The sequence below is a fragment of the Paenibacillus sp. P4_E11 genome (assembly GCF_056401635.1).
In genome coordinates, this window is record NZ_JBFUIX010000003.1 from 140,107 (window position 1) to 153,303 (window position 13,197).

Consider the following 13,197-nt stretch of genomic DNA (forward strand, 5'->3'; position numbering starts at 1 on the left):
ACCCAGGCGATTTTGATACAATAGTGTGGTAAAGAACCCCTATTCAAGAAAAGGAGCTTCAACAACCTATGAACGGCATGATCCAACATCGAGCTCCTCTTCTCTGGGGAGATAAGCGATTTCATACATGGAATTACGAGATGCGTGAACAGTTCGGCTGCAAGGTGTTCAAGGTTATGCTGGACGCCGGATTCACATGTCCGAACCGGGACGGCAGCATCGCCGCAGGTGGCTGCACGTTCTGCAGTGCGCGCGGGTCTGGAGATTTCGCTGGCAGCCGTCGGCATGATCTGGTCACCCAATTCAATACGATCCGCGATTTGCAGCACCAGAAATGGCCGGAAGCTTCTTATATCGGTTATTTTCAAGCGTATACGAATACGTATGCACCAGTGGATGAGCTGCGGGAGTATTATGAAGCGATTTTGCAACAGCCTGGAGTAGTAGGGCTATCCATTGCAACGCGGCCGGATTGCTTACCTGATGATGTCATCGAATACTTGGCCGAGCTGAACGAGCGGACTTACTTATGGCTTGAGATGGGCCTTCAGACGGTTCACGAGGAAACCTCTACTCTCATCAACCGGGCTCACGACACCCAGTGCTACCTGGACGCCGTTGCTAAGCTGCGTAAGCATAACATCCGCACTTGTGCGCATATCATCTATGGACTGCCTGGCGAGACGCATGAGATGATGCTGGACACAGGTAAAGCTGTTGCCAACATGGACGTGCAGGGGATCAAGATCCATCTGCTGCATCTAATGCGCAAGACACCGATGGTTAAGCAGTATGAAGCCGGGTTGCTGCGGTTTCTTGAGAAGGACGAGTATGTGAAGCTCATTGTCGATACGCTTGAACTTCTGCCCCCCGAGATGATTGTCCATCGTCTGACCGGAGACGCGCCGCGGGACTTGCTGATCGGCCCCATGTGGAGCCTGAAGAAGTGGGAAGTGCTTAATGCGATCGACGATGAATTGAAGTCAAGGGAAACGTGGCAAGGGAAGTATTGGACGTAGAATGTAGAGTCAACAGAATAGGAAGAGCAGATCAACAATTCCTGGGGAGGAATGAAAATTGGCGAAGAGTTGCAAGGCAAGTAAGACCAATAAAAGGAAGAGCATACGAGGAACCGCTTTACTGGCTTCGCTAGCGATCATGCTGACCGTATCAGCCTGCGGAGAGGCTAAGCCTTACAAGCCCCAAGCTACAGATACCGGCTCCAGCAAAAATATTACCGATCCAGCCACAGCCAACGCATCACCAGCCAAATCTGAGCCGGTCAAGACAACACAGCCTTCTCCTACACCGGCAGCTCAAGGGCAAGGAGCCAATTCATCCAGTTCGCCTAGCTCGGCTCCAGCTACAACAGCACCAACGCCTACACCGACCAAGCCTGTAGCTGACGTCTCGAAACCGGTGACAACCACACCAGTTCCAGCGTCAACAGCTACAATTGTGGCATCAGCTACACCAACGTCTGCTCCGATTACAGCACCTTCGGCTACACCGGAGCCTAAGCCGACTCCGAGCGCGTCACCTACTCCAGCCCCAAGCGAACCAGCGAAGACTGCTGGCGCGTCGGCTGACGCGGAGGCTCTATTCAAGGCAAGTTGTATTGCTTGCCACGGCGATCAGTTGCAAGGCAAGAGCGGTCCGAATCTGCAGAAGGTAGGCGCACGCAAAACGAAGGAACAAATCATCACGCAGATCAATAAAGGCAGTACCAAGATGCCTGGCTTCGAGAAGTCGCTAGATGAAGCTTCCGTCGAAGTGTTGGCCGCATGGCTCGCAGAAAAGAAATAAGGAACTGGGAAGTTTGGAGGACGGGGAAGTCTCGATGACTTCTCCGTTTCTTATGTGTTAAGGCATGATTGACCATCCGGTGGAGCATGTGGTATCTTTGGCATCGATAAAGCCATATTGGATAAGGGTAAGGTGGGAACGACGTGGGATTTCGATCGGTATTGAGCTGTGCCCAGCAATGGGCAGCGGAACGAATCAGGCCCGGCGATACCGTGGTCGATGCAACGGTAGGGAACGGTGTGGATACACTGTTTCTATGTCAAGCAGTTGGACCGACAGGAGCCGTGTTCGGCTTCGATATTCAAGAACGGGCGCTAACGCAAGCCCGCAACCGTATCAACGCGCATGGCGGAGACCGTAGCGCACAGCCCGAGCTGTTCCTGCGAAGCCATTCTGATATGTTGGCGACACTGCCGTCCGCTTCCATAGGACTAGTCTCAGCCGTTATGTTCAATCTCGGCTACTTACCGGGCGCTGCTAGCGACAGCAGCGGAGAGAGCGGCTCTGCGGCTCCCCCTGTGATTACGCGACCTGAGACAACACTGCCTGCACTCGATGCTGCGCTTCGTTTGCTGAAGATTGGCGGCATCGTGACGATCGTCCTGTACAGTGGACATGATGGCGGCGGTACGGAGGCTGAAGTGGTCCGTTCTTGGGCGGAGCTGTTGCCGCAGGAGCAATACCAGGTCGTATGCTACCGATTCATCAACGTCAAGGCAGAAACACCTTACTTAATAGCCGTTCTCAAGAAACCGCCTGTCAATTCGAATAAGGAGTGAATGAAGTAATGACGATACAACCTTATCCCTTGCAATTTCAACCCGAAATGAAAGAACGCGTCTGGGGAGGCCGCGCATTGGAGCAATTCGGACTAAAGCTGCCGGACGGCCCCATTGGTGAAGGCTGGATGATCGGAGATCATCCGAACGGAACGACGAAGGTGATGAATGGAGCGTTAGCCGGCCTCGGATTGGATGAAGTGAGAGAGCAATATGGCGAGTCGTTCTTCGGAAGCAAAGGTTATTCTGCAGATGGCGGACGCTTCCCACTCCTGATCAAGCTGCTGGACTGCAACGACGATCTGTCTATTCAAGTACACCCCGACAACGATTACGATCAGCTACCTTTGGGCGAGCTGGGTAAGACCGAAATGTGGTACATCCTAGATGCGAAGCCTGGCGCCAAAATCATATATGGCATGAAACCCGGCGTTACCCGTGAAAGCTTCGCCCAAGCGATCAAGGAAGGTCGCATTCTGGAGCACCTGCAAGAAGTTGATGTGAAGGCTGGTGATTCGTTCTACATTCCAGCCGGAACCGTGCATGCGCTCTGTGCTGGTGTTCTAGCCGCAGAAATTCAGCAGAACTCGGACACGACGTACCGCCTGTACGATTACAACCGTCCCGGACTGGATGGGAAACCAAGAGAATTACATATCGAGGACTCGTTGAACGTTATCGCCTACGAAGGCAGCGGAGCCAGCCGCATGACGACGGAGCTCGATCATACGAACGAGTGGCTGACATTGGCACAGTCGCCCTACTTCAAGGTCGAGAAAGGAACTGTCGGCGGCAACTGGCAGTTGCAGACGACCACGGACAGCTTCGTCATTCTAGTCGTCTGTGATGGAACAGGAACCGTGAACTGGCCGGGCTCCAATGAAGGCATTCCGGTGAAACCAGGCGATTGCTTCCTGTTGCCTGCATCCCTTGGTCTGTACTCCCTACAAGGCAGCTTTACCGTTCTCCGCAGCTACTTACCTTGATGACTTCCAGGAGACGATGAAATGGAACACCCCACATTAGAAATGTTGCTCTTCCTTATTACCGCCGGATTTCTGGCGTCGTTCATTGATTCCGTTGTTGGCGGCGGGGGCTTAATCTCAGTCCCCGCCTTGCTGTTGACTGGACTTCCGCCCGGCATGGTGCTCGGCACGAACAAGCTCGGCGGCACAGCTTCGTCGCTCACAAGCTCCGCTTCGTTCCTGCGCTCCGGCAAGATCAACATGCGCCTCGTCCGTCCATTGTTCCCCCTTGCACTAGCCGGTTCCGTAGCCGGGGCGGTAACCGTGAAGTTCGTTCCGGCCCCGTTCCTGAAACCGATTGTCGTCGTGCTGCTCGTACTCGTTACCTTGTATACGCTATTCAAGAAAAACTGGGGAAGCCATTCCACATACAAAGGATTAGGCAAGCGAACTGCCCTGTTGAGCGGTGTTGTAGCGCTTGTGATTGGCTTCTACGACGGATTCTTCGGTCCAGGTACAGGCTCATTCCTAATCTTCGCGTTTCTACTGCTTGGCTTCGACTTCGTCGGTGCCGCGGGCAACGCCAAGGTATTGAACTTGGCCAGCAATTTCGGCAGCTTGATCACCTTTTCCATTATGGGATACGTTAATATTTATTATGGGCTGCCCATGGCCATCTCCATGGTGTTCGGCGCCTTGGTCGGCTCCCGACTTGCTATCCGCAAGGGCGTTGGTTATGTTAAGCCATTGTTCGTGATCATGTCGACGTTGCTGATCGGTAAGCAAATATGGGATTTCTTTCACACATAATAAGCAGATTGGTCTACAACCGATTCGCAGACACAAGGAGTTGTATCGTATGACAAACGCATCATCCGGGAGTATGAACGCCGTCTGGCTCTATCTTGGCAAAGAAGTACGCAATGAGCAGGAAGTCCAACAATTCGTGGAATGGTGCAGCCAGAATCGGATCGGGAAGGTGCTCGTTCATCTTACTTGGCAGGGTGACCACAACGATGCTCTGAGGGAACAAGTTGCAGCTTTAACATCCGCTTGCGCTGTCGCGAGAATCGAAGTCCATGGGATGGTCGGGGCGCTTGTTGAGCGTACGTCCGATCGCAGCAAGCTGCTGTTCGATGATCCTTCCTGCTATTGCGTCGATATACATGGTATTAACAGCTGGGACGAGCCAGTAGCAGGAACCGCCTATGTACTTGACCCCAGCAACCCGCGTGTTGTGAAGGCAATCAGTGAAGGCAGCCAGAGGCTGCTGGATACGTTCCCAGGACTGGCAGGCATTCATCTGGATTTTGTCCGGTATTACTACTTCGATAGCGTATTGACGGTTGACACGAAGAGTGCAGGCCATTGGCTGGGCTGCATCCCCAAACCTGGAGAGCCGATCCGAATGGAGACAGGCAATGGCGTTCGCACGACCTTCTTCGTGGAACAAGCGACGAACGTATTCAACGACCCTCCGATCGGAGACAAGCTCGTGCTAAGACACGAGTACCGCTTCTGCTTCTGTGACACCTGCGTCAGCGGGTTCTCTGCTCATAGCGGCATCCAACTGCCGGCGGAGCTGGAGATTGGTACGGGCAGTGAAGGTGACGAAGACCGTGTTAGCCGCGACGGCAGCAGTATCAGCGGCCAAGTGAGCGATAATCGCGTGAATGAGCGCGCCGTCTGGATGATGCAGCAGCATCCGCAGGAGTGGGCCGACTATCGGGCTGGCCTGATCACCGCGCTGATCCGTTCCATCGGCAGGGCCGTCAAGACAGCACATCCAGCAGCACAGCTGTCTGCGACGATCTGGTACAATGCACCATACGGCAACGAACTACGGCATGAGCCGCTAAGCCCCGGCAGCGAGTACGATTGTTTCGGGCAGAAGTGGCAGGATTGGGCCTCACAGGGACTAGTGGACTTTCTCTGCCCGATGGACTACTGGCTCGGACCAGACAGCTTCACCCAGGTGGTGGAAGCTCAGGTACGGGGAGCGGGGTCCGTACCAATCTATCCCGGACTTCTGAACTCATCCGAATATGGGATGACAAGCGAGGATTGGCTGCAGTATGAGCAACAGGCCCTTTCTCTGGGCGCCAGCGGAATGTGCTTCTTCCACTACGGTTCCTGGAAGAGCGTCATCTAGCTGCTTTGACTCCCTCTAGCAAATCGTGATTTAATAGAAGTAGAGTGGAAAGGAGCGTAATAAGCATGCAGCGTATGAAGTCCATCTTGAAAGAATGGATTACTCCACTGGCCATTGCTGTCATTCTCAGCTTGCTGGTTCAGACTTATGTCGCCCAAGCCGTCAAAGTACCGACAGGCTCCATGGAGCCGAACATCGAGATCAACGATCGTCTGATTATGGAGAAGATGCTCAAGTTTACAACTTGGTCACATGGAGACATTGTTGTATTCAACCACGACGCTGGAGGCTCAGGAAGTACAGGAACGGTACGTTACGTGAAGCGGCTCATCGGTCTTCCTGGTGACACAATCGAGATTCGAGGCGGCGAGCTGTTCCGCAACGGCGAGAAAGTGGACGAGCCTTACTTGACTGTCAAAATGAATTATTCGTTCGGGCCGATCCAGGTACCTGATAACCAATATTTCTTCATGGGTGACAACCGCAACAACAGCTATGACGGCCATCTATGGCCCAACCGCTTCGTGAATGAGAGCGAACTCGTAGGTAAAATCATTTTCCGCTTCTACCCCTTCACTAATGTAGGAACAATGTAAGTTGATCCGACAACAAATAACCCGTGTGTAAGTGAATCGACATTCACTTTGCACATGGGTTATTTTAATAGGTCGCTTCTAAGGCATTTCAAATAAATATAATAACAGGTACGATACAATTAAAGACATAATAAAGAAATGTTATTGCTTGAGGAATCGTTTACAATGGGGAGGAATCATTCCTATCTAACATGAAATGAGGTTGTACGATGAAAAAACTGGCTATCGAAGGCGGTACTCCCGCCCGCAGCAATCCATTGCCGCCCAATTACCCTGGTGCGGCGGTTATGGGTCAAGAGGAGGCCGATTTCGCATCCAAGGTCATTCTGGCACAGTCTCCTTTTCGATACTATTCACCTAATCCGCAGACCGCCGCTGAAAAGCTGGAAGACGCCATGTCCGCTGAGATGAACATTCCGTATGTGCTGGGCGTGACATCTGGAACAGCCTCCTTGATCGTATCCATGAAAGCGCTTGGCATCGGCTATGGCGATAAAGTGATCGTGCCGGCCAATACGTTCCTCGCTACGCCTGGTGCCGTCGTCTGCTGCAATGCCGTACCGGTATTCTGCGACATCGACGAGAGCCTCAACCTCGACCCGGCCGCCTTGGAACAAGTGTACGACGAAGATGTGAAAGCGATCATCGTCGTGCCTATACTCGGCAACCCGGTCGATATGGATCCTGTCATGGCTTTTGCTCGGAGCAAAAACATCGCCGTCATCGAGGATGTGGCGCAATCGTGCGGTGTCAAGTACAAAGGCCAATACGGCGGCACCATTGGCACCATTGGTGCATTCAGCTTCCAGATGAACAAGATCATAACCGCGGGCGAAGGCGGCGCTGTCGTTACACGCGACTTGAAGCTGTTCGAGCGCGCGCTGCGCTACCACGATCAAGGACTCGTCCGTCACCGTACCCGCTACGGAATCGATTCCTCGGACGACGAATTCGCTATCGTGGGCCAGAACTACCGGATGAGCGATATTACCGGAGCGGTCATATTCGAGCAGTGGAAGAAGCTTCCTAGCATTGTCGCTTCCATGAAGAAGAGCCATGAAGCGATCAGGTCGGCGCTCGCAGCCCAATTCCCAGAGCTTCAATTCCGTCATTGCCCCGACCCGGAAGACGGACAAATCGGCTCCAACTTGGGCATTATTCTACCCTCAGCCGAAGCCGCAACCAAGTTCAATCAAGCCATGGCCGCCGAGAACATCGGCACGCACATCCTGTATGCCGGCAAGGCAGCTTACCGCACACCGGCGATCTTCAACCAACGAACGTCGGATAAAGACAATTTCCCGTTCAACTATCCATTCAAGAATCCGGTCGTTTATACAGAAGATATGTGTCCGCGTGCCATTGACCTCCTTCCTAGAACGACATTCCTCCCGATTGCTCCGACATTGAAGGAGCAGGATGTGGAAGAAATTATTGAAGGGGCGACCAAGGTGCTTCACTCCCTTAGGGAGCAGTCGCTCGTAGGGAAATCTTAATAAGCGGAAGAAGCTGCTCCAGGCCGACACCCATCGGCAGTGTGGGCAGCTTTTTCTTCATCACAGGAGACCATCGTTATGTCCAAACCGCCCCTACCGAATCGCTGGGTCATCATGCAAGTTATTAATCTCGGTACGTTCATGAACACGCTCGATGTCGGCATCGTCAATCTGGCCTTGCCTACGATGGCCCATGAATTTACGACTACGCTCGCCTACGTCCAGTGGGTCGTCACCTCGTACTTGCTTACGATGGTTGCCCTGCTGCCGATTCTGGGCAAAATCTCCGACCGGTTGGACCGGCGGCGTATCTACAGCTGGGGGTTCTTCATCTTTGGCATCGGGTCGTTGTTCGCCGCCGTGTCGTTCAGCCTGGGGACGATTATCGCCTCCAGATGCGTACAGGGCATCGGCGCGGCGATGATCATGGCGAACAGCCAAGCCATGGTACGGGCCATCTTCCCCGACCATGAACGTGGCAAAGCGCTCGGTGTTAACACCATCGTCATGTCGATCGGCACGCTGTCCGGTCCGGCGGTAGGCGGCTTCCTGATGGAAATTGCCGGGTGGCCGCTGCTGTTCTGGATCAATGTGCCAATCGGCGTGCTAGCGCTTATTCTCGGGCTGCGCTGGTTCCCCGATACTGAGCGCGCTTACCACCCGCTCGACATCTTCGGTTCGATCCTGCTAGCGGTGGCGACTACGCTCTTGCTCTATGCCTCGGTTGTCGTCGAACAGAACGGCTTCACTAGTCTCGTGCTTGGCATCGGAGGCGTCGGCATCGTCCTGCTGGTCGTGCTTCTCCTGTATGAGCGGAAGCTCGAGCATGGCATACTCGACAAGGTGCTGTATACGAACAAGTATATCGGCATCGGCAACTTGTCGGCTTTCCTGTTCTACGCCGCTCAGATGGCGTCGCTCATTCCTATCACGTTCTACATGCAGAACGTGCTGCAGTTGTCGACGCGGTCGACCGGCCTGCTCCTGGCCATTCAGCCCATCTTCATGGGGCTGATGGGCCCGGTGGCCGGCTGGTACCGCGACCGCTATGGCGCGCGCATCCCGACGACGGCAGGAGCCGTCTGCTGCGCGCTCGCGATGCTGCCGATCATAATCGGCAGCGAAGTGTCGGCCTGGGACACTGCCGCCTACTGCACGTTGTTCGGCATGGGCAGCGGGCTGTTCCTTGCCTCGAACAACGCCGACATCATGGGCAACGCCCCCGCGAACAAGGCGAGCCTCGTCGGCAGCATGCTGGCGCTCATCCGCTACCTGGGGATGATCGTCGGCATCGCCCTGGCTGTGTTGCTCGTCGGCAATCTCGGCGGTATCGCCGTGGACGCGGCTGAGCTAACGCCGAAGGTGCGCTTACTATTCACGCTATGCTGCGCGTTCGCGCTTGGCTTGACCGTCTTCAGCTGGATGCGGCCGAAGAGCCGAGGGATCTGATTCTTTTGGATTTTTCTAACAAGGCTCAATGTATACTAAAGTGGCGGTAGTCAACTATTGCTGATATACTAGGATCAGACGAAGAACGTCCTTTATTGCCGCATGGCAAGGGGGGCGTTCTTTTTTTATTTACTAGAGGGGAGACGAGAATTGCATGGATTTTGATCAAGCGTATTCCGCATTTATTGAACGTCACATAGCGAGCAGGACAGGTGAACGACGAGGTCGCTTGCTACGTGGACACAACTTTGCCGAGAAATTGCTTCTGCAACACTTATGGTGGCCCCTATTCGGAAACTTCGACCATCTGCACCCGGAATATGAGGTGTTCGACTGGAATCGAAAGTCACAGTTTATTGACTTGGCTTTCCTTCCATCGTCCGGTCAATTTGGCCTTGAGTGCGATGGTTTTCAAAGCCATGTTAAGGACATGGATCGAGAGAAGTTCAGCTATTTGCTGAATCGCGAAACCTTTCTGACCGGTATGGGGTGGACCATGATTCATTTTTCATTTGACGATGTGCAGCACCGTCCAGAGCTCTGTCGTATGCTGCTGCAGCACGTCATCGGGCCACATTTGATACGCACCACATCTCCACCCCTTCCTCCCATGGAGAAGGAGCTCCTTCGCTTTGCTTGGAATTTGGGCAGGCCAACTCGGCCCCGAGATGTGATGCAGAGGTTCGAGGTGCACTTCCGTACTGCGCGCAAGATGCTCCAAGGCTTAGTAGATAAACAGCTTATTCGCCCGGTTGTGAAAGGTACATATATCATCAGCTACGAACCGATCGAGGGGTCGTTGTACAAGATGCTATAGTTATGAATTGGGGCTGTCGTGCGAAGGGAAGCGGAAGTAGACGAATGGCTGGGAGAGAATCGGTGATGCAAGAACCAGTAGGCGGGGTAAATTAAGCATTATATCGATGAAGACGGCGGCGTGAAGCTTCCCTTGGAAAAGTGTTGCACAAAGTGCCATATCCCCAACATGAAATAAGCTAAAGCTCAATAATGTGGCACTAAATGTAACATTTTTTCGAATATACCTAGAAAAACAACAAAAATGTTGCATTCTATGCCATATTTCGTTTGGATACTGCCTTTCAGAGGAAAAATGTTGCAAAATGTGCCATATTATCGGAATAGGCTCGTGGATAGAGCAATTGCAGTCCACACCCATCCAATGCGGCTGCTGAGAGTTACACAAAAAAACTGCGTCCTCTGTCGCACAAGGCAACGGGACGCAGGATAAGGGAACCAAACTATCATTATGGCAAGTCGATCAACATGAAGAAACTATCGTGTTCCGCCTGCAAGACGAGTGCAGACTCTTCCGTTATACGCGCTGAATCGCGTTCTCCCAACCGGTTGCCATTAAGCGTCAGCGAGCCTTCGATCACGAACACGTAAGTGCGACGTGAGGAGCTTTGCTCGAAAGTAATCTTCTCCTCAGTGTCTAAGCGGGACAAGTACAAGGTCATATCCTGATGAATATGAGCGACACGATGCTCCGAGTGTGGCTGACTGGACACGACGGGAAGCAACGCATTATGCATGGCGTTCTGATCATATGCAAACTGTTCATAAGACGGCTCTAGCCGATTGAGCTGAGGGAGGAACCAGAGCTGGAGCAGTTCCAGTGCCTCTTCCTTGGATGGATTGATCTCCGAATGGGTGATGCCCGTTCCGGCTGTCATCCGCTGCACCTCGCCAGGGCGAAGGATTTCTTTGTTGCCCATACTATCTTGATGCTCCACTTGGCCTTTCAGCACGACCGTAACAATCTCCATCTCCCGGTGAGGGTGCATACCGAATCCATTGTCCGCCTGGATAATGTCATCGTTAAACACGCGCAACGGTCCAAAGCTCATGTTCTCAGGGTCGTAATAATCAGCAAAGGAAAATCCGAAACGACTGTGCAGCCAACCGTGATTGGCTGTATAACGATTGCTTGCCGGATATACTTGAATCATAACAACATCTCCTTTAAGATGAATTAGAACAACAAATGATCCAATGAGTAGGCACCTGCTCCTGAGAGCGCAATACCGAGCGAGATGGCGATTAGGACAACATTATATTCAATGCCTCCTGCTGTAACCCAAAATCCGTTCTTGCCGTGAACTTTCACAATGCTGACCAACATCGTTGCGATGATCATAACTGCTGCAAGCGGAGTAAGCAACCCGGCTGCGAATAATAGGCCTCCGACCGCTTCCATCAATCCGGCGATAACAGCCATTAGAATACCCGGGCGAATCCCTATCGATTCCATCCAACCGCCCGTTCCTTTGGGACCGTAACCACCGAACCAACCGAACAATTTTTGAGTGCCGTGACCGACGAATATCAACCCAATAACGACACGAACAATGAGTAAACCTACACTTAACATAAAGCAACCACTCCTTATTTTCATTATTTTTTGTTTGTTGCTTACTTTATGTTAGTATATTACCGTAGACACTTACTTTTGTCAAGTAACTATGATATAATAATTTCAGGAGATGATAAACATGGAATCCATGGACTCGATGCACTTATGTCCCAAATTCGAGAACGCCTTTGAAATATTGGGCAAACGATGGACCGGACTCATCATTCGCGTTCTGATGAACGGGCCGATGCGTTTCAAAGATATATCAGCCAAGATCCCAGGAATGAGCGATCGGATGTTAACCGAGCGATTCAAGGAACTGGAGCAGCAAGGCATCATCAACCGTCACGTTTACCCCGAAATGCCGATTCGCATTGAGTATGATTTAACTGATAAAGGCCTCGCGCTGCGCCTCGTCATGGACGAGGTCCAGAAGTGGAGTGATCAGTGGCTTACTTAAGCTGATGAAGATAGGACAGGCTGGGAACACAGAGAGACACTTTACCATTCTTTATAGGGATGGCGAAGTGTCTCTTATTGTTTGTGAACGTATGAAAGGCACACTGCCATCGCATACTATAGCCAACCCTGGAAACTCTTAGCCAGATCACATCGGGAGGCTGCCATGAAGAAAAAAGCGACACTCGTCTTCACCCTGTTCGGTATCGCGTTATGTTTGTTCAACTACACCGGTATTGACCCTGACAACATATTCCTCTTTATGTTCAGCGTGCCGGTATGGCTTATCGAGATATTTTCCGACATCCATTACTACAACATTTACTTCGTATACTTGCTAACGATTGCATCCTACGCGGTGTTCGGACTGATCGGCGACTACTTCTTGAACCAACGAAAAGCCCGGACCTAAACCCTGGGCTTTTCTCATTCGCACCTTTAATTGCTTCTAACCGGATACACAGCGATAATAGCAGCGACAATTTCTTTGGCCATCTGCACGACATGGTGTAGCGACGTATTTTGCAAGATCCAATATTTCTTCGGACCATCCACATTCACGATCGCAGCCACTGAATAATCACCCACAGGCGGAAGACGTTTCCCGACGGACTTACCGGGTTCAATCGGCATGTTGGCCACTTGGAATTGACCTACAGACAAGGGCTTACCTAGGCAAGCATCTATGGCAATCACGACCCCACTCTCCGGCAACTCCGCCATTCTGGCCTCCATATTGCTCCCGTCGCAAGGCTGACTCAGAGTCCCTACCACACAGCGGTATCCCGCTTCTTCCAGAAACGTGCCTACTAATGGCCCCAACGCATCCCCCGTCGACCGATCTGTGCCAATACACAGGAAGGACAGTGCTTCAAGCCGTACACCCTCCTCATACATTGTTTGAAAAAAACCGACCAGTTGGTTGTTCTTCAGCTTCAATCGGAACGGAGCCGTGGTTTTCCTGCTCGGGAATTCGGCTGACACCCGTTCGGGTTCAGGCAGAGACGGAATCATGCAACACGCTCCTTTCGAGACATACTCTGGCATTTAGTACGATTACCGGCTCCCATTGGCAGCCTCATCTGGAACCATGTACAATGGAAGGGAGTAAGTAAAGATCT

General features: G+C 52.3%; 15 protein-coding genes. 12 read left to right on the forward strand and 3 right to left on the reverse strand.

The window, feature by feature from the left end; genetic code table 11:
- Positions 1–77 precede the first annotated feature (77 nt).
- From mnmL to AC1DWB_RS02465, 10 genes are all read left to right on the forward strand, one after another.
- The gene (gene mnmL / locus AC1DWB_RS02420; protein ID WP_477539490.1) at positions 78–1,019 is read left to right on the forward strand and encodes a tRNA modification radical SAM protein MnmL/YtqA; all 942 of its coding nucleotides are present in this window, start codon (positions 78–80) and stop codon (positions 1,017–1,019) included.
- A gap of 58 nt (positions 1,020–1,077) precedes the next feature.
- A complete protein-coding gene (locus AC1DWB_RS02425) occupies positions 1,078–1,806 on the forward strand; it encodes a c-type cytochrome (RefSeq protein ID WP_477539425.1) in 729 nt (242 codons plus the stop codon).
- 143 nt (positions 1,807–1,949) lie between these two features.
- On the forward strand, positions 1,950–2,585 hold the full coding sequence (gene mnmM, locus AC1DWB_RS02430; RefSeq protein ID WP_477539426.1) for a tRNA 5-(aminomethyl)-2-thiouridylate-methyltransferase MnmM: 636 nt from the start codon (positions 1,950–1,952) through the stop codon (positions 2,583–2,585).
- 8 nt (positions 2,586–2,593) lie between these two features.
- Positions 2,594–3,571 carry a type I phosphomannose isomerase catalytic subunit gene (locus AC1DWB_RS02435; RefSeq protein WP_477539427.1) on the forward strand — a complete coding sequence of 326 codons (978 nt, stop codon included), beginning with the start codon at positions 2,594–2,596 and terminating at the stop codon, positions 3,569–3,571.
- 21 nt (positions 3,572–3,592) lie between these two features.
- Positions 3,593–4,360 carry a sulfite exporter TauE/SafE family protein gene (locus tag AC1DWB_RS02440; protein WP_477539428.1) on the forward strand — a complete coding sequence of 256 codons (768 nt, stop codon included), beginning with the start codon at positions 3,593–3,595 and terminating at the stop codon, positions 4,358–4,360.
- Between the two features lie 49 nt (positions 4,361–4,409).
- Positions 4,410–5,702 (forward strand): family 10 glycosylhydrolase, encoded by a 1,293-nt coding sequence (locus tag AC1DWB_RS02445; RefSeq protein WP_477539429.1) that lies wholly within the window; start codon positions 4,410–4,412, stop codon positions 5,700–5,702.
- 65 nt (positions 5,703–5,767) lie between these two features.
- Positions 5,768–6,298, forward strand: coding sequence for a signal peptidase I (gene lepB / locus AC1DWB_RS02450; protein WP_477539430.1), 531 nt, complete (start codon positions 5,768–5,770; stop codon positions 6,296–6,298).
- A gap of 209 nt (positions 6,299–6,507) precedes the next feature.
- A complete protein-coding gene (locus AC1DWB_RS02455) occupies positions 6,508–7,794 on the forward strand; it encodes a DegT/DnrJ/EryC1/StrS family aminotransferase (protein WP_477539431.1) in 1,287 nt (428 codons plus the stop codon).
- Positions 7,795–7,872: 78 nt separating this feature from the next.
- Positions 7,873–9,243 carry an MFS transporter gene (locus AC1DWB_RS02460; protein WP_477539432.1) on the forward strand — a complete coding sequence of 457 codons (1,371 nt, stop codon included), beginning with the start codon at positions 7,873–7,875 and terminating at the stop codon, positions 9,241–9,243.
- Between the two features lie 154 nt (positions 9,244–9,397).
- Positions 9,398–10,060 (forward strand): PDDEXK family nuclease, encoded by a 663-nt coding sequence (locus AC1DWB_RS02465; protein WP_477539433.1) that lies wholly within the window; start codon positions 9,398–9,400, stop codon positions 10,058–10,060.
- A gap of 448 nt (positions 10,061–10,508) precedes the next feature.
- On the opposite strand, the gene AC1DWB_RS02470 is transcribed toward AC1DWB_RS02465, so the two are convergent.
- Together AC1DWB_RS02470 and AC1DWB_RS02475 are read right to left on the reverse strand one after the other, a co-directional pair.
- Positions 10,509–11,213 (reverse strand): pirin family protein, encoded by a 705-nt coding sequence (locus AC1DWB_RS02470; RefSeq protein ID WP_477539434.1) that lies wholly within the window; start codon positions 11,211–11,213, stop codon positions 10,509–10,511.
- A gap of 23 nt (positions 11,214–11,236) precedes the next feature.
- Positions 11,237–11,635: a DoxX family protein gene (locus AC1DWB_RS02475; RefSeq protein WP_477539435.1), complete on the reverse strand. Its 399-nt coding sequence runs from the start codon at positions 11,633–11,635 to the stop codon at positions 11,237–11,239.
- 130 nt (positions 11,636–11,765) lie between these two features.
- Between AC1DWB_RS02475 and AC1DWB_RS02480 the strand changes: the two genes are divergently transcribed.
- Together AC1DWB_RS02480 and AC1DWB_RS02485 are read left to right on the forward strand one after the other, a co-directional pair.
- Entirely contained in the window at positions 11,766–12,077 is a 312-nt protein-coding gene (locus AC1DWB_RS02480) for a winged helix-turn-helix transcriptional regulator (RefSeq protein WP_477539491.1), read from the forward strand.
- A 165-nt stretch (positions 12,078–12,242) separates the two neighbouring features.
- Positions 12,243–12,488, forward strand: a complete 246-nt coding sequence (locus AC1DWB_RS02485) for a hypothetical protein (RefSeq protein WP_477539436.1) — start codon at positions 12,243–12,245, stop codon at positions 12,486–12,488.
- Between the two features lie 26 nt (positions 12,489–12,514).
- Here AC1DWB_RS02485 and yyaC read toward each other — a convergent pair whose 3' ends face one another.
- Positions 12,515–13,090, reverse strand: coding sequence for a spore protease YyaC (gene yyaC / locus AC1DWB_RS02490; protein ID WP_477539437.1), 576 nt, complete (start codon positions 13,088–13,090; stop codon positions 12,515–12,517).
- Positions 13,091–13,197: the final 107 nt, after the last annotated feature.